We start from the raw sequence: 17,988 nt of genomic DNA on the forward strand, positions 1-17,988 counted from the left end.
GTGTTTAGTATGCTTTTTCTTCTCCTTTTAATGCGTTGTACACCGTTTGGAGAACGATTTTAATATCTAACAGTAACGACCAGTTTTCCAGGTAAAAAATATCATATTTAACCCTGTATATTATATCATGGTCTGTTTCAACCTCTCCCCTGAATCCTTTGGTTTGCGCCAAACCTGTAATTCCGGGTTTTATAAAATGCCTAACCATAAACTTATCAATCCGCCTGGCATACATTTCGGTATGGCTAACCATATGCGGCCTTGGGCCTACCACTGACATACTGCCGAACAGTACATTAAAAAACTGCGGCAGTTCATCTATACTGGTTTTCCTTATAAACTTACCAATTTTTGTAATTCGGGGGTCATTTTTTGAAACCTGGTTAATATGCGCTATATCATTAAGCCTCATAGACCTGAATTTATAACAATAAAACTCATGATAGTTTAAACCATTTCTTTTCTGCCTGAAAAACACTGGGCCTTTGGATTCAAGTTTAATTAATATTGCCAGTAAAGGGGTAAGCCATGATAAAATGCCAACTATAATAACCAGCGAAAAAATTATATCGAAAAGCCTTTTTATAATTTTATTTACCGTTTCATCTAAAGGAATATTACGCAAAGATATTATAGGTATGTAGCCGTAATAGTCATATATATAATTCCTGGCTATTATTTCCTTACTGTCAGGAAGGAATTTAAGTATTTTTAAATTGTTATCGGTAAAATCTACAAACCTGTTAATATCCCTGGTGCCAAGGCTTGACAAGGAACAGTATATCTCATCAATTTTATGGTTAATGGCAAAATCAAAACAATCGTCTATCTCTTCTTTTGAGTTAAGCGGATATACGCCTTCCAGCTTATAACCATAATCAGGATTTTCATTAAAAAATTCAATAAGCTGCTTTACACTTTTTCCACTCCCTACAACAACAACCCTCCTGTAGTTACCCCCAAAAACAACCCTGAACCTCCTTAAAGCGTAATACACAGATATTTTTGCTGTTGCTATAACAAGCATTGATAAGCCTACAAACTGTATTATCTGCGCCGAATCGGATATGGCAAGATAATAGCCTATGTAAGCAAAATTAAGTATCAGGAATACTATTAGCTGCCTTAAAACCTTTCCAAGAATCTGTATTACTTTAGTGTACCTGTAAACCTCATAAAAGCCGGTGTAATAACCAACTATTATCCAGGAAAAAGATATAAAGAGGTGATAGGATAATGTCTGGAAATTATCCCATAGCATAAAATGCGATAAGCTATTTATTACAACTAAGTCCAGTATGTAAGAAAACGGCCTTACATAACCTGAATATCGTCCTGTTTTTTTTCGCACTTAAAAAATATATTTTGAAAAATCTTTGTGCTCTTCCTTAAGCAATTCGTCTGAAGACAAAGATTTAAAATATTCATACGTTCTTTTCATTCCTTCACTCCGCGAAACCTTTGGCTCCCATCCTAAAATTTCTTTAGCTTTTGTTATGTCGGGCTGGCGTTGTAAAGGGTCGTTTACAGGCAGGGGTTTATAAATTACCTTTTGGCTGGTGCCGGTAAGCTTAATGATTTCATCAGCAAAATCCTTTATGGTAATTTCATCGGGGTTACCAATATTTACCGGTAACGAATAATCAGAATATAACAGCCTGTATATACCTTCCACCTGGTCATCTACATAACAGAATGAGCGGGTTTGCATTCCATCACCAAATATAGTTAAATCTTCCCCACGCAATGCCTGGCCTATAAATGCGGGTATAACCCTACCGTCATTCAGTCGCATACGCGGGCCATAAGTATTAAATATCCTTACAATCCTTGTTTCAACCCCATGAAAGGTATGGTATGCCATGGTAATTGATTCCTGAAACCTCTTAGCCTCATCATAAACCCCTCTTGGGCCTATGGTATTTACATTACCATAGTAATCTTCAGTTTGCGGATGTACTAAAGGGTCTCCATACACTTCGGAGGTGGATGCAATTAATATCCGTGCCTTTTTTACCCTTGCCAGGCCTAAAAGGTTATGAGTTCCTAACGAGCCTACCTTTAATGTTTGTATGGGTATTTTTAAATAGTCTATAGGGCTGGCCGGAGAGGCAAAGTGCAGAATATAGTCAAGCCTGCCGGGAATATGTACAAACTTTGTAACATCATGATGGTAAAACTCAAAATGCTCAAGCTTAAAAAGGTGCTCAATGTTTTTTAAATCTCCCGTAATCAGGTTATCCATTCCAATAACATGGTAGCCTTCCTTAATAAATTTATCGCAAAGGTGCGAGCCAAGAAAACCTGCAGCTCCGGTAATGAGTATCCTTTTCATATATAATTTTTGGCAATTGTTTTGACCGACAAAATAGCAAAATTACAACTTACTTAAATAAAAAAAGCATTATTTTTATAGTACTTATATTTAAATATTCGCTATATCTCTAATTCTGTTGCAAAAAAAGTAAAAAATTTAATTACATAAATTTATATTTGCAAACATTTCATTTATGAAGAGTGGAGATGTAAGCTAAAATTTAAATTTACCAAAACCGTTAAACGGTTTAATTATAATATGGTTAAAGATATTACCTTTATTACTGTAAATTATGCCCCTGAAGATACGGCTATTGGCCTTTATACTTCTCAACTGGCGGAGTTTCTTGTTACTAAAGGTTATAATGTTTCTGTAATTACTGCTTTTCCATATTATCCTAAATGGGAAATTCCTACTGAATATAAAGATAAGCCCCGTTTTTATACAGAAGATATTAATGGTGTAAAAATTTACAGGTACAAATTTTTTGTGCCTAAAAACCAGACTTTTTTTTACAGGATACTCCACATAATTTCCTTTAACTACGGCAACTATTTTAACCTGAATAAAATAAAGAAAGCCGACCTTATTTTTTGCAACATCCCCTTTACAACCAATGTTATGCTGGGCATGCTGCTTAAAAAAAGGCTTAAAGCAAAATTGTGGACTTCCATAAAAGATTTTGAATTTGATGCGGCTTATGAATCTGGCCTGCTTAAAGAAAATTTTGTTTCGAAGGCCTTTAAAAAAATGCTTTACAAAATTGAGAACTATTTATTTACAAAATCAGATATAATAAGTTCCATCAGCTATAATATGGTGGAAAGGATAAAGAAAAAAGCACCTCACACCAATCCTGTTTTTTTTCCTGACTGGGTGGATGTTGATTTTATCAATCCTGCAAAATATTCGCAGCATCCTTTTATTTCAGAAGAAAAATTCAGTATTTTATATTCTGGTAACATAGGGCAAAAGCAGAATTGGGATGTTTATATTACATTAGCAAAAAAACTTTCTGTTTATACAGATATAGAGTTTATTTTAGTGGGCGAAGGCGCATACAGGGATGAACTGCTGGAAAGGTTAAAAAAAGAAGGGCTTTTGGGATTTGTAAAGTATTTTGAACCCATACCTTATAAGGATTTACCAAACCTGCTGTGCAGTGCAAATGTGCATGTACTGTTTCAAAAATCGGATGTTATTGATTCAGTAATGCCATCAAAAATACTGGGTATGATGAGTAGTGCAAGGCCTTCTATAATTACCGGTGATTTACAGTCAGAAGTTGCCAAGCATATAAAACTATCCCAGGAAGAAGGGTATTATACAAATGAAGATATAGATACAATTGCTGATAAAATCCTGGAACTTAAAAATAATAGTGCTTTATGTACATCATTAGGTGAAAAAGCCAGGGAGTATATGATTAATAATTTTTCAAAAAAGATGATTTTAAATTCTTTTATTGAGAAAATTGAAAATTTATAATATGAAAAAGATTGTAGTTTTGGGCGGTGGCGGATTTATTGGTGGCCATTTAGCCAAGCGCTTAAAAAATGAAGGGAACTTTGTAAGGATATGCGATATTAAAGAACATGAATATTTTTCTCACGATGAAATTTGTAATGAATTTATAGTAGGAGATTTAACCAACCCTGTTACCGTTTCGCGCGTTATTGATGAAAATATTGATGAAGTATACCAGCTTGCTGCCGATATGGGCGGTGCGGGTTATATTTTTACCGGTGAGAATGATGCAAATGTAATGCACAATTCTGCCCTTATAAACCTTAATGTAGCTAAAGAAGCAATAACCAAAAAAGTAAAAAAGGTATTTTATTCCTCATCGGCTTGTATGTATCCTGAATACAACCAGCTAGACCCTTTAAACCCAAATTGCGAGGAAAGTTCTGCTTACCCTGCAAATCCTGACTCTGAATATGGTTGGGAAAAGCTGTTTTCAGAGCGTTTATTCCTTGCGTTTAACAGAAACTATAACCTTGATGTGCGTATTGCGCGTTTTCATAATATTTTTGGCCCACAGGGAACCTGGAAAGGCGGCAAGGAAAAGGCTCCGGCGGCTATGTGCCGTAAAGTAGCCGAAGCTGTCCCCGGAACAAGTATTGAAGTGTGGGGTGATGGTATGCAGACACGATCTTTTTTATATGTTGATGAATGTATAGAGGCTGTTTTACGCCTAATGGAATCAGACTTTTTAGGCCCTGTAAATATCGGGTCGGAAGAAATGGTTACCATTAACCAGCTTGCGCAAATGGCAATTGATATTTCCGGTAAAAATATTTCTATAAAAAATATTGAAGGGCAGGAGTTTTTTGATAAATACGGCTTTAAATGCCCAACAGGTGTTAGGGGAAGAAACTCTGACAACCGTTTATACAAAGAAAAAATCGGCTGGGCAGTTTCAGAACCATTATTGGAAGGAATGAAAAAAACATATGTGTGGATTGACCAAAAAGTTCATCAGGACGCTGCACCTGTAAACGGATAATTTCTTTCTGAAATATTATGATCGAAAGTCCGAAAGCCTTTTTAAGAAAAGTAAAAGACAATCATTTAATAATGAGTGGTTTTTATAAGGGCTTATCCGGACTTTCGCTTTTTATTTCCATCCCGTTAATGATAATGTACCTTGGCAAGGAAAATTATGGCCTTTGGGTTTTAGTCTTCACTTTGTTTCAATGGGTATTATTAATGGATTTTGGCATTCAGAGTTCCTTAAAAACAAAGGTTCCGCTTTTTTGGCACAATAAGCAATATGACCTTTTAAAAAGCTATATAAAATCTACTTATAAAATTTCCGGCTTAATTGCTGCAGGTATTTTTATATTTTTTGCAATACTTGTTTACTTAATTGATATAAAAGTCCTCTTCAGTATCAATTTTCACAGTCGTGCTTTTGTTAATAATCTTTTTCTTTTAAATATTTTCTTCTTTTGTGTTGTATTTGTAGCCAATACCCATAAATCTTTATATGTTGCATTTTTAAAAGGTAAATATTCTGAAGAATCGCTTGCTGTTAACCAATTTGGTTTTATGGTCCTGCTTTTGGGTAGTATTTACTTTTTTTCGGATTTAACTGTTGAGAATAAACTTATTCTTGTATCGGTTTTAAATGGTGGTTTTTGTTTTCTTGTAAATGCTTTTTACACGCTCAGGTTTTTTAAGATGGAAAAACTGGATTTAAAGACCGAAAAGAAACCGACTCTCAATTTTATAGCGGATATTTTAAAACTTGGCACAAAGTATATGATTATCCAACTGGGTATGATGTTCATGTTCTCTGTAGATAATTATTTAATTTCCAACAGCTTTGGCCCTAAAGATGTAGTAGCCTATGATACTGTAAACCGCATCTTTCAATTTCCCATAATGATTATTTTTGCTGCTATTTCGCCATTATGGTCAATGTTTACTGCCGACTATCTTAATAAAGACGATAAGGGGCTGTATAGGAGATTTAAACAATTTAATATTTATTTTATAGCTATACTTATATTTATTATAATCCTGGCCGTGCTATGCCCATATATAATGCCAATATGGATTTCTTCGGAAAAACTTATTATACCAAGATATATGATAACCCTTATAGCTGTTGTAACATCTTTAAGGATTTATCTTACCTTTTATACTTTTTTTCTTAACGGTATTGGTAAATTAAATAAGTATATAGCAATTTTATTAATAAGTGTAGCATTAAAAATTCCTTTAACATTTTATTTAATATATTTGGATTTCGGAATTAACAGTGTTGTTATTTCTACATTGCTGTTATTAGTACTATGGATAATTTTTTTACCCTACGAATGCTATTCCGTAATCAGGCGAATTAATAAATAAACTCTTTAAAGCTCTTTTAATTAAGACCAAAATTTACAATGCTTAACAAACTTTCTGTAATTATTCCTGCTTATAATGAAGGTAAAACCATTCATTTGATATTAAATAAACTTAAGGCTGTAAAGCTTTTAAATAATATTGAAAAAGAAATTATTATTATTAATGATTTTTCTAAAGATAATACGGAAGAGGCGATACATAACTATATATCTGAAAATCCAGGCCTGAATATTCAATATTACAAACACGAAATAAATAAAGGTAAAGGCGCGGCACTGCATACGGGTATTAAAAAAGCAACCGGAGATTATTTAATAATTCAGGATGCCGATTTGGAATATGACCCGGAAGAGTATAATTTATTGCTCAAGCCGGTTTTAGATGGTTTTGCCGATGTTGTTTTCGGCAGCAGGTTTATTGGCGGAAAACCGCACAGGATATCATTTTTTTGGCATACAATAGGAAATAAGTTTCTTACATTTTTAAGTAATATGTTTACTAATTTGAACCTTACTGATATGGAAACCTGCTACAAAATGTTTCGTACCGATATTATACAGGACATTCCATTAAGGGAACACAGGTTTGGCTTTGAGCCTGAGGTTACAGCCAAAATTTCTCGTGTTCCAAAAATAAGGATATATGAAGTGGGCATTTCCTATTATGGCAGGACCTATGAAGAAGGTAAAAAAATAGGCTGGAAAGATGGTTTCAGGGCCATATATTGTATAATTAAGTATGGATTATTTAAAATAAAATAATGAACAAAGCAGTAAAAGAAATTGATGTAGAAGGACACACAACATTATCAGTAATAGAAAATGCCGATAGGTTTAACAGGTGGATGTATAATATCATTTCTGCAAACTGCAGTGGCAAAATACTTGAAATTGGTAGTGGTATAGGTAATATCTCCCAATATTTTATACAGGATGGAAAAGATATTGTTTTAAGTGATTTAAGAGATAATTACTGCGATATATTGAAAAAAAAATTTAATAATCCGGTTGTAAAACTTGATTTGGTACACCCTGATTTTGATACTGAATATGCTTCTATCATAGGAACTTTTGATACTGTTTTTGCATTAAATGTGGTAGAGCATATTGAAGATGATAGTAAAGCCATAGCCAATTGCAAAAAACTACTTAAAAGTAACGGGACAATAGTGATATTAGTACCTGCCTACCAGGCTTTGTTTAATACTTTTGATGTTGAGCTTGAGCATTTCAGGAGGTATACTGCCAAGAGTTTAAAAGTCATAATTGAAGAAAATAAATTTAAGGTAAAAAAATTATTCTATTTTAACCTAATTGGCATTTTAGGATGGTTTTTAAGTGGCCGCATCCTAAAAAAGAAAACTATACCCGAGGGGCAAATGGGAATTTTTAATAAACTGGTGCCTGTTTTTAAATTAGCTGATTACCTTACATTTAAAAAATTTGGGTTATCCGTAATATGCGTTGCAGAAAAATAAAATTGTCATGGTAATTATACTTGTATGTTTCCTACTGACTACTTTAATATTTTATTCTTTCGGATATAAATTCCTATTGATTGCTGATAAAAAAAATTACGAATCCTATAATTTTTTTGATAGCTTTTTTATAGGGTTATGCACAGTTGGGGCTATTTTAAACATATGGTCATTATTATTACCTACAAACGGCACCGCCCTGATTTTATTAATAGTGGCTGCTGCACTTATTATAGTTTTTACCAAAAACATTAAGCAGCAAATTATAAACTTTAGGTTTGAATATAAAAAATTGTTTTTGCTGTTCCTGATTTTACTGTTGCCCATTATCCTGCTTTATTCCATACAGGAGCCTTTACATTTTGACACTTACCTTTATCATATAAATGCCATACAATGGGCAGAACAGTATCCTGTTATACCTGGACTGGTAAATATCCACGAAAGATTTGGGTTTAACTCCTCAATGTTTATTTTAAGTGCCGGCTTTCTTTTTAATGGTATTTTTAGCCAATACATATTTATTATTAATTCTCTTGCCATGCTTGTGTTTTGTACATGGCTTTTATGGCTAATTTCTACCCAAACAGTAAGCAGGTTAATTTCGCTGTTTTTAATTGTATTTCTATATTTATTTGCTCAGCAATATATCCCCTATATTTCATCCCCCAATTCTGATATTTTAGTTAATATCCTTATATCATATATCTTAATTAATTTATTGGTTAGCAGTACAAGTATAAAATCAAAAAGTATTATATACACTGTACTTCCCTTATACTGTATAACTTTAAAAATTTCAATAATACCTGTTATACTTATAAGCTTTTACTGTATTTACATTACAAACAAAAATTTATACAAAGCAATTTTAAAATCTCTGTTATATAGTAGTTTTTTTATCCTGCCCTGGATAATAAGAAACATTATTATAACAGGCTACATAATATACCCATTAAACGAAGTAGACCTTTTTTCTTTTGACTGGAAAATTCCTGTGGAAAAAGTGAAAATCATGAAAAACAGGATTTATGCCTGGGCGCGCGACTATACTCAAGATTATAGTTTAGTTATGGGTATGAGTTTTACAGAATGGTTTAAAATATGGTGGTCACGTGTTGACTTTATAAACAAAGTACTATTCGTTTTGTCTGCTATTTCGCCTTTAATAATAATCACGTCTTTAAAGAAGATAAAACTACAATTAATTGTCTTTTTTATAATTTCCTATATATGCTTTTTACTGTGGTTACAGGCTCCTGATTTCAGGTTTTCTTTCGGTTTTATTTTATTCCTCGGCTTGTTGTCACTTTTACTTATTGCACAACGGTTTAAAACAAAATATCAGCTAAAAAGCAATAGCATAGTTATTTTCACTATTATTTTATTACTGTCTTTACATGTACAGGCGTATCCGTACTATAGGGCGTTTTTTTATAATAATTTATATAGTCGCCTTTATAAACCAGTAGATATTTCAGCCATAAAGTTTAAAAAGAGTGTCCGCTTTAAAAAGAAAACATATATAACACCAAATAATAAAGAACAGGTAATTTACGGGTTTTATGCAGAAGCACCATGTTATGATCAGTTTCCATGTTCTCCAGAGCTTGATGATTTCAGGATGAGAGGTGATGATTTAAAAGATGGTTTTTTACCTGCTGATTAATATATAAAGTGCTTCTGGATTTAAGGAATTAAAGAATTTTAATTATAGTCAACTAAAGTTATGGTAGTCCTACTTTGTTTTTTCCTCTTTCAAATAGCTATTTTGAAAAGATTGCCAAATTACAGCTTTAAACAAAATATATTAATTGCCACGCTTCTTTTTAGTGCAGTAATAGTTTCCTTGGTTGAAGTTTTAAGCTTGTTTAATTCGTTAAATTTATATTCGGTCGCTACATTCTGGGCTGTATTTCTTCTGTTAACTTCAATATACCTTTTTAAAACATTTAGTAATATTAAGTCGGTAATTGCTAAAAAAGTAAGTACTATAAAGGGAATATATAATTCGCTTAATTTAATTAACAAAATATTGCTTTGGGTAATTATTGCCATGATGAGCCTGCTATTGTTTCAGGGTATAATATATCCCCCAAACAACTGGGATTCACTAAGCTACCATATGTCACGTATAATGTTTTGGTTGGGTAATGAATCTGTAAATCACTTTCCTACTTTTATACTAAGGCATTTATACCAGCCGCCATTGGCAGAGTATTATATATTAAACATAAATTTATTAAATGGTAATGATTACTTTGCCAACAGTGTGCAATGGCTATTTTTATTGCTTACAATATTAGCTTCATGGTCTGTTCTGGAATATTTTAAAGTAAGCTGGAATTATAAAATTTTAAATGCATTTTTAATAGTTACCATTCCATCGGTACTACTCCAGGCAAGCACAACAAAAAATGACATTGTTTGCAGCTTTTTCATAATAACATCAATTTATTTTTGTTTAAAAGCTTATTACATCCCTGCCTTCAGAAATTTTATTTTTTTAGGTATGTCAGCAGGCTTTGCCTTTTTTACAAAAGGTACAGGCTATATGTTTATGGCTCCGGTATTAATAATTTTTTCTACAGCTATAGTTATACAGGTTTTCAGTACCCATAATTTTAAGTCTATATATAAAGGCCTAGCTGCTATTATAATTATTATACTCATTAATGCAGGCCTGTATATTAGAAATTATAATATAAATCATAACATTTTGACTATTGATGAAATTGAGGGCAAAATGTATTCAAATGATAAAATGAATGCGAAGCTATTGCTTTCTAATATCATTAAAAACTCCGGGCTTCACCTGGGTTATCCCATCGGTGAAAAATCTGATGAATTTATCAGGGATTTACACAAAAAGCTAAATATAGATATTAACGATGGGGCTACTAATTATAATAATGCAAATTATCAATTGCCTGTTAATATTACTACACACGAGGATTTGGTGCCTAATCTTATACATTACATATTAACATTATTAAGTTGTATTGCATTACTCTGCTTTATGTTAAGATATAAAAAAAACAAACTAGCACTTTTATTTGGCCTTACTATACTGCTTCAAATAATCTTCTTTTGTGGCTATTTAAAATGGCAACCGTGGCATACCCGGCTGCATATACCAATTTTTATACTCAGTACCATATTAATAACTGTGGTTTCAATGCGCATTAAGTGGTACCGCTATATTGTGTTTGCAACCCTGCCCTTACTGGCATATGGTTTTTATTTTAACTGTTTTTACAATAATATAAGGCCAATTATTAAAAGCCCTTATACCCTTAATTTAAAACCAGGTACTAACCGGTATAAAAAATATTTTGCCAATCAGCTGCACCTCTATGATGATTATGTAAAAATAGCAGACATGATATATAATGATATGCCTGAAAAAATGGGCATAACATTAGGCGACTGGGAATATCCGTTGTTTACAAACTTTTATTATAATCATGTAAAATTAGTTACTTTGCAGGTAGATAATGTAACTAAAAAAATTCCTCAGGATATAAGCAATATTGACTGTATAGTTACAGGCTATAACAAAAGTTCAATTAATATTAACGATACAGTATATATAAACCAAACGCCTGAAAATAACCATATCTGGTATTATAAAAAATGAGAATCTCTATAAAAAAATATCTTCTTTACTCTTCAATTTTTGCCATTTTTACAGAGCTATTCTATTTTAAATTAGGTATTGACTGGAAATTACTATACTTAATAATCATTACAAATTTTGTATTGCTTATACGTTTAAAAAAACTTCAGTTCAACAAATATTTTTTTTTAATACTGGCAGGATTATTTATTCATGCTGTTATAGCCAATACTATAATCGGGGTTCCGTATAAATATATGCTTGCCCAGCTTATAGGCATTACTATATTGGGAACTTATTATTATAATTTTATTTCCTTATATAAAACTAGTGAACTAATTCCTGTATATTTAAAAATGTGCCTCTATGCGGCCATATTAGGCTATATAATGTATTTTCTCAGGATAAACCTTAACGATGGCCGCCTGCAAAGTATATTTACCGAACCTGCACACTATGTGGTAGTGGTTTTACCGGCATGCTACTACTATTTAAAGCAAAAGCAATACTGGCTTTTCCTGATTATATTTGGCACACTTATACTATCTAATTCATCTATAGGTTACATCGGCTGCGCGTTAATGTTTGTAATACCAAATCTTTCAGTAAAAAGAGTAGTTTCTTTACTGGCAGCAGTCCCCTTGGTAATAGGGATTCTATATTATATCTATCAGGAATATCCCTTTTTTAAAATGCGGGTAGAAGAAACGTATGAATCGCTCAACGTTATCAATACAGGAAAATTTGATGACCAGACAAACCTTAGTTCTTATGCCTTAATAAGCAATTTAAATGTAGCGCGTCATAATCTGGAAGACCATCCGCTGGGCAGTGGTATAGGAAGCCATGTTTATATGCACAATAATGTATACTATAGCGGCATTCGCCCGCCGGAGTATATAAGGATACAAAAAAAGCATCTTATAAACTCTGCTGATGCCAACTCCCTTTTTACACGGATGATTTCGGAAATGGGCTTATTAGGGCTTGCGCTAATTATATTTTTACTTGTAAAGGCATCCAAAGTATATTCCAGTAAGGAAATGGCTTTAGCTCAGGGTATTTTTATTTATTTCCTTTTAAAATTGTTTAGGGAAGGACATTATTTCCCGCCGGAGTTTTACTTTTTTATCTGGTTATTTTACTTTATATACCAGGAAAACAAAAATCAGGTAAAAGCCGAGGCAGCTTAATTATTATAATTCTCTTTATAAAAGGCATATGTTTCCTCGCAGCATTTTTGCCAACTAAACTTTTTTGACTGGCCAAAACCCTTCTCAATAATCTCTTTTCTGAAATCTTTATTGCTTAAATTCTCAATACCAGATTTAAAGTCATTAATTGATAAGGTGTCAAATAACAAAGCTGCATCCCCGGCTACTTCCGGTATGGAAGAGTTGTTTAAAGCCAGTACCGGGCAGCCTGCTTTCATAGCCTCGGCCACTGGTATGCCAAAACCTTCATAACTTGAAGGGTATATAAAAGCCTTAGCATTATTATAAAGAATATTAAGCTCTGAATTCTGGGCATTGGTTATTACAATTGTTCTTGCTAAAAGCGCTGCGCCTAAAACTTTCAATTCGTTTTCATTAAAGGGTGCACCAACTACAACAAACTGCAGGTTTGGTAATTGTTTCAGCAGGTTTGCAGCAAAATAAAAATTTTTATAATTAGCGCGGCTTCCTACAAATAATAAAAAGTCTCCTGTTATATTATTACTTTTTAAATAGGGTTCATATTTATTTAAATCATCTATTTTAAAATACTCCGGGCTTACTCCATTGTATATAACCTCAACCTTTTGATTTTTTTTAGGAGGACAAAAACGTAAAAGGTCTTTATAGGTATTTTTTGATATACATATTATACCATTTGAATTTTTAATAGAGCTATATTTAAGTTTATTATGAACAAATTGTTTTGCAAGGGAAGAGTAAAAATTATGGGTAAAATCATGAATTGTAGTAATTTCACAATATGCATTTTTTGCTTTTACAGGCCTGTAGTAGCTGGAGTGGTATAAAAAATATTCATTGGTTGTAAGCTTTACAGGAGACAGCCTTGATAAAATATTATTACTACTCTTTTCTGCAATTATACTTTCCGGCTTTATAGGCAGCTGTTTTCTATGAAAGTTATTCAGTGCAGCCTGCTGCTCAAAAAAAGCAATATCTTCATTTTTATTTAATAAAAACTTAGTGAGTTCAAACCAGTAATTAGATATACCGCCATTTTGTGATTTGGCGTAAATTATATTATCATAAATAATTTTCATGCTTAGCTTACTTTTAGCTCATTTATTCCTACAACATGGTTTATTTTGAGGAAGTACAAATAAAAAAAGAAGTCTTTCAACTTCTTTCTTTTTTATTTTACATTATCAAATAGCTTTGCCCGCAAGTTATCATTGCCTACAAAGGCCGGCGGATATTTATTATCATGGCTCACAATATAGCTTTTATCAGCATCATTCCATTTAAAAGATTCATCTGACATAAAGTATTCTGAATATTTAAAATCACGACCGTCAATAACTTTATCACCATTTTTTATACTGATGTTGGTAATCTTTACTTTTAACTGTTCTTTATTTGTACTTACAGTATAAGTAAGGTTTTCCAGAGCGATACCTTTAGGCATCTCAACTTTTAATAGTTGAGGTTCAGGAGAACCGTTAACTTTAAGGGTAACAGGATTTTCATACTTTACAGTACCATCAACCTCATAATAAAAAACCAGGCTGTCATTTTTTTCATAAATAGCATCAATCTCAACTACAAAGTTGTTTGGAGTTTCCTTGTTTGCCTCCACAGCTTCAGCATTTTTAGGTTTATCTCCACCGCAGGAAACCAAGCCAGCAATAAGAAATAGGAATAATACTTTTGACTTCATTTTTAGTACTTTTTTTTGAAGCAAATGTATCATAAAATTTAATATTTCAAAATAAATTAAGTGAATTTCAAATTCCCTGATTTTAAAAAAATATATCTTTGTTATTAAAATTAACCTTTAATAAAAAACAACTGGTTTTCAATTGTTTATGAAAAAAATTTTAGAGAAGCTGTTTTTATTTTTACTTCCGGCACTATTTACTTTTCCTTTATTTAAAGAAAATATATCAAGCATATTATTAATAGCAACTGGTTTAAACACTTTTTTGTATGCAGTGCTCACTAAAAATTATCAAAATATAAGCGGTAAAGTTATTTTTTTAACTATACCTTTTTGGATTATACTGCTGTTTTCATTGATTTACTACGATTCATCCCACTTTGGAAATTCATTAAACCACGGATTATTATTTTTATTTTTCCCTATAGTATTTTCATTAATACCCAAAACGTATTTTACTGCAGAAAAGCTTAATTTATATTTTTCAATACTAAAAATATCGTGTTTAATTATTGCCGGAGGATTTGTTATTCTATTCCTGATGAAATATGATTATAAGGACTTTTTTGTGTATAAATATGACATCCCCAAGTTCAGGGATTTTGTATATAATGAAATTACATTCTTTAAAATTCATCCTACTTATTATACATCTATAGTAGTATTTATCATTGCATTTTCAATGGATAAAATTTTATCCGAAAAAAAATACTCCGAACTTTTATACATATTGCCTTTAACCTTTATCACTTTTATGGTACTGTCTAAACTCAATATTATTTTTCTTGGGCTTTTGTTAATTTACATGCTTATATTTCGTAATAACTTTAGCTTTAGGACAAAAGTAGTAAGTGTCAGTACTCTTTTTATAGTAATAATAACACTTGCATTAACTGTTCCCGGAATAAAGCATAGATTCAGGGAAATATATACCAGTTATAATAACCCTCCCAAAGGCTTAGCTTATGATTCTACAAATATTCGAATAGCACTTATAAAGTGCAATTTGGAAGTGGCAAAAGAAAATTTTATTACCGGTATAGGGTTTTCAGACATTTTAAATACGCTACATGAATGCCAAAGCAGTAATTATGATGCAGGGTTTTATAAAAATAAAAAATACCTAACTCATAATTATTTTTTCTATATACTGATAACAACCGGTATATTCGGGCTGCTCGCCTTTATATATTATTGTTTTATAGTAGTAAGGAAATCTATTGCTATCAATCGTTTTCTTCTTTATGTCATGCTGGTTAATGTTTTTCTGGTTTGCCTCACCGAAGATTTTTTTTACCGGCATTACGGCCTGTTTTATTTCAGCCTTATTTTAATGACATTCATAGGTTGGTATCAGCAAAATAATACAACAGTAAATAAAAAAGCCTTGTAAATTACAAGGCTTTTTTATTTACTGTTGTTCTGTTTCCTTTAATTTCTCTCTTTTGTAAAATTTTATCAGGAATACAACCATAAAGTATAATAGTATAAATAGTATTGGTAAAATAAATTTCAATTTGCCATTAATACCTTTAGTATTTTTAATATTCAGCACTACACTGCTTTCTTTCACCAGGCTATCAATATTTATTAAACCTATTTTACTTTCAGCAACTGTTTGCAACAGTAATTGTTTGGTGGTAATAATATCATTAATTTCTGTGCTTTCATTAATATTTACAACAGCATTTTTATTTTGTGCCATCGATTTTGAATATTTTGAAATCAGAGAATCAATCTGGGTAATCATCTTGGTGGAATTTACAATCTTATTCTTCACATTTTGTATAGATGCTTCTTTAATCTTGGTGTAATATTCGCTCTGATTAATATATTTTAAAATAGGATCTATAAATTTATCCCTCCTGGCTGCTTTAGATGTAGTAATTTTAATTTTATGCATTGTATAATTAATGCTGGTTACTTCATCCTCAATAATTTTATTTATATCGCCATCTTCAGCCATTAACTTTATAAGTTCAAAGTTCTGTTCATCACCGCTAATAAAGCCGTAAATATCGTTAACAGGCTCTATTTCAATTTCTACAAGTAATGTTGAGTCCTTTATACCTATAGCTTTAAAAAACTCGTCATCATTCTCTTTAAGTTTTGAATTGAGCAGATTTACTTTAGAGTAAACATATTCAGTAATTCCAAAATTTGGAATTACCATCACTTCATGGTCATAAACTTTTATTTTTTTATCTAATAATAAGCCTAAACCGGCTCCTAATACAAATAATATAATTAAGGCTGCAATATTTTTTTTTATAAAAACAAGAACCCTGTACAACCAGTTAAGGAAGCCATTATATGCCTGCCCCGCCTTTTTAGAAATTTGAGAAAGATCAATCTCCTGGTCTTTAACATCATTCGGAGTATTTGCACTCATATTATTTTATATTTATATTATTTTAATAGGCTTTAAGCTTTGTGCCCAGTCATTAATTTTTATACCAAAATTATTTATAATCTTATTCTTATCTAAAACACTGTAAGCAGGCCTTTTTGCTGGCGTAGGATAAGATGATGCAGGTATAGGGTGTAAAGCTATATTAATTTCATTAATCTCAAATATTTTTTTTGCAAAATCATACCAGGAAGCCTTCCCTTCATTACTGAAATTATAAATTCCAAACTTTGAGTTATCATGCGTTATAATATGCAGAAGTACAAAGGCAAGGTCAATAGCGTTGGTAGGTGTCCCGGTTTGATCATTAACTACATTAATTTCATTTTTTTCATGAGCAAGCCTTAGCATTGTTTTCATAAAATTATTGCCAAAATCCGAATAAAGCCATGAAGTCCTTATTATATAATAATTCCTCATTTCCGCAGCTATTTTTATTTCGCCATCCAGTTTTGTTTTACCATATACATTTAACGGATTAGGAACATCCATTTCCTTGTACGGTGTGGTATTAAGCCCGTCAAAAACAAAATCTGTTGAAATATGAAGTAACACTGTATTGTGCTTTTTACAAATGGCGGCAATATTGCCTGCGCCAACAGCATTAACTGCATAGGCTTTATCCGCCTCTACCTCTGCCCTGTCAACAGCCGTATAGGCTGCTGTATTTATACAGTAATCCGGTTTAATCTTCTCAAATAACTTTTCAATTTGATCAATATTGGTAATATCAGCTTCTGTCCTCGCTGCATAATATATTATAAAACTATTGTAATTCCCTGCTACAGATTTAATTGCTTGGCCTAACTGTCCGTCAGCTCCTGTTACAAGTACTTTTACCATATTTTTAAGGCTTTGGAAAATTCAGGCTGATTTTTATCCTTTTCTGATATTATAAGCTGCTCTACAGGAATTTGCCAGTTTATGTTAAGCATTTGGTCACTAAATAATATTCCTGTTTCATGCTCCTTATTGTAATAATTGTCGCATTTATAAAAAACCGTGGCAGTATCACTTACTACCACAAATCCGTGGGCAAAGCCACGCGGTATAAAAAATTGTCTTTTATTGTCGCCTGATAGTATTACTGAGCTGTATTGCCCATATGTTTTTGATTCGGGACGGATATCAACTGCTACATCCAGTATTTCTCCATCCAAAACAGAAACCAGTTTAGCCTGTGCAAATTCTCCTGTTTGGTAATGAAGCCCCCGCAAAACACCCTTAGTTGAGTATGACCTGTTATCCTGAACAAAATGCACATCAATACCTGTTTCATTGTGGAATTGCCTTTCATTAAAGCTTTCCATAAAATAGCCCCTGTCATCATAAATAACTTTCGGCTCAATTAAAAGGCATCCTTCAAGATGGGTATGCATTATTTTCATAATACATTTATGTTTTTATAATTA

17 protein-coding genes are annotated in these 17,988 nt (G+C 32.0%); 9 read left to right on the forward strand and 8 right to left on the reverse strand.

What is annotated here, in order from left to right:
• Positions 1 to 4 precede the first annotated feature (4 nt).
• Both GSF09_RS11045 and GSF09_RS11050 read right to left on the reverse strand, forming a co-directional pair.
• Complete coding sequence (locus GSF09_RS11045; protein ID WP_159801341.1) at positions 5 to 1,351, reverse strand: undecaprenyl-phosphate glucose phosphotransferase; 1,347 nt, start codon at positions 1,349 to 1,351, stop codon at positions 5 to 7.
• Entirely contained in the window at positions 1,352 to 2,335 is a 984-nt protein-coding gene (locus tag GSF09_RS11050) for a UDP-glucuronic acid decarboxylase family protein (protein WP_159801343.1), read from the reverse strand. It abuts the gene before it with no gap.
• 240 nt (positions 2,336 to 2,575) lie between these two features.
• Here GSF09_RS11050 and GSF09_RS11055 point away from each other — a divergent pair, with 240 nt between their 5' ends.
• Genes GSF09_RS11055 through GSF09_RS11075 form a run of 5 tightly spaced genes read left to right on the forward strand, consistent with a single transcriptional unit; the run spans position 2,576 to position 7,655 of the window.
• Positions 2,576 to 3,805, forward strand: a complete 1,230-nt coding sequence (locus tag GSF09_RS11055) for a WcaI family glycosyltransferase (RefSeq protein WP_159801345.1) — start codon at positions 2,576 to 2,578, stop codon at positions 3,803 to 3,805.
• A gap of 1 nt (position 3,806) precedes the next feature.
• Positions 3,807 to 4,826, forward strand: a complete 1,020-nt coding sequence (locus tag GSF09_RS11060; RefSeq protein WP_159801347.1) for an NAD-dependent epimerase/dehydratase family protein — start codon at positions 3,807 to 3,809, stop codon at positions 4,824 to 4,826.
• Between the two features lie 17 nt (positions 4,827 to 4,843).
• Complete coding sequence (locus tag GSF09_RS11065) at positions 4,844 to 6,178, forward strand: lipopolysaccharide biosynthesis protein (protein WP_159801349.1); 1,335 nt, start codon at positions 4,844 to 4,846, stop codon at positions 6,176 to 6,178.
• 38 nt (positions 6,179 to 6,216) lie between these two features.
• Complete coding sequence (locus GSF09_RS11070) at positions 6,217 to 6,939, forward strand: glycosyltransferase family 2 protein (protein WP_159801360.1); 723 nt, start codon at positions 6,217 to 6,219, stop codon at positions 6,937 to 6,939.
• Entirely contained in the window at positions 6,939 to 7,655 is a 717-nt protein-coding gene (locus tag GSF09_RS11075) for a bifunctional 2-polyprenyl-6-hydroxyphenol methylase/3-demethylubiquinol 3-O-methyltransferase UbiG (RefSeq protein ID WP_159801362.1), read from the forward strand. Before GSF09_RS11070 ends, GSF09_RS11075 begins: the two co-directional genes overlap by 1 nt.
• Positions 7,656 to 8,033: 378 nt before the next feature.
• On the opposite strand, the gene GSF09_RS11080 is transcribed toward GSF09_RS11075, so the two are convergent.
• A complete protein-coding gene (locus GSF09_RS11080) occupies positions 8,034 to 8,198 on the reverse strand; it encodes a hypothetical protein (protein ID WP_159801364.1) in 165 nt (54 codons plus the stop codon).
• Positions 8,199 to 8,670: 472 nt separating this feature from the next.
• Between GSF09_RS11080 and GSF09_RS11085 the strand changes: the two genes are divergently transcribed.
• The 3 genes from GSF09_RS11085 (at position 8,671) to GSF09_RS11095 (ending at position 12,467) form a co-directional block, all read left to right on the forward strand.
• Positions 8,671 to 9,324 (forward strand): hypothetical protein, encoded by a 654-nt coding sequence (locus GSF09_RS11085; RefSeq protein WP_159801366.1) that lies wholly within the window; start codon positions 8,671 to 8,673, stop codon positions 9,322 to 9,324.
• Positions 9,325 to 9,426: 102 nt separating this feature from the next.
• A complete protein-coding gene (locus GSF09_RS11090; protein WP_159801368.1) occupies positions 9,427 to 11,295 on the forward strand; it encodes a glycosyltransferase family 39 protein in 1,869 nt (622 codons plus the stop codon).
• Entirely contained in the window at positions 11,292 to 12,467 is a 1,176-nt protein-coding gene (locus GSF09_RS11095; RefSeq protein ID WP_159801370.1) for an O-antigen ligase family protein, read from the forward strand. The genes GSF09_RS11090 and GSF09_RS11095 overlap by 4 nt, the downstream gene beginning before the upstream one ends.
• Here the strand turns inward: GSF09_RS11095 and GSF09_RS11100 are convergent.
• Positions 12,464 to 13,549 (reverse strand): glycosyltransferase family 1 protein, encoded by a 1,086-nt coding sequence (locus GSF09_RS11100; RefSeq protein ID WP_159801372.1) that lies wholly within the window; start codon positions 13,547 to 13,549, stop codon positions 12,464 to 12,466. The genes GSF09_RS11095 and GSF09_RS11100 overlap by 4 nt on opposite strands.
• Before the next feature lie 92 nt (positions 13,550 to 13,641).
• Entirely contained in the window at positions 13,642 to 14,166 is a 525-nt protein-coding gene (locus GSF09_RS11105) for a hypothetical protein (RefSeq protein ID WP_159801374.1), read from the reverse strand.
• Between the two features lie 541 nt (positions 14,167 to 14,707).
• Here GSF09_RS11105 and GSF09_RS11110 point away from each other — a divergent pair.
• Complete coding sequence (locus GSF09_RS11110) at positions 14,708 to 15,559, forward strand: O-antigen ligase (RefSeq protein ID WP_159801376.1); 852 nt, start codon at positions 14,708 to 14,710, stop codon at positions 15,557 to 15,559.
• 18 nt (positions 15,560 to 15,577) lie between these two features.
• Here the strand turns inward: GSF09_RS11110 and GSF09_RS11115 are convergent, their stop codons facing one another.
• The 3 genes from GSF09_RS11115 to rfbC are packed head-to-tail and all read right to left on the reverse strand — an operon-like array spanning position 15,578 to position 17,964.
• Positions 15,578 to 16,558 (reverse strand): hypothetical protein, encoded by a 981-nt coding sequence (locus tag GSF09_RS11115; protein WP_159801378.1) that lies wholly within the window; start codon positions 16,556 to 16,558, stop codon positions 15,578 to 15,580.
• 12 nt (positions 16,559 to 16,570) lie between these two features.
• Entirely contained in the window at positions 16,571 to 17,419 is an 849-nt protein-coding gene (gene rfbD / locus GSF09_RS11120) for a dTDP-4-dehydrorhamnose reductase (RefSeq protein ID WP_159801380.1), read from the reverse strand.
• Positions 17,413 to 17,964 carry a dTDP-4-dehydrorhamnose 3,5-epimerase gene (gene rfbC / locus GSF09_RS11125; protein ID WP_159801382.1) on the reverse strand — a complete coding sequence of 184 codons (552 nt, stop codon included), beginning with the start codon at positions 17,962 to 17,964 and terminating at the stop codon, positions 17,413 to 17,415. Before rfbC ends, rfbD begins: the two co-directional genes overlap by 7 nt.
• Positions 17,965 to 17,988 lie beyond the last annotated feature (24 nt).

It is taken from the genome of Flavobacterium sp. MK4S-17, assembly GCF_009848495.1.
Lineage (GTDB): Bacteria > Bacteroidota > Bacteroidia > Flavobacteriales > Flavobacteriaceae > Flavobacterium.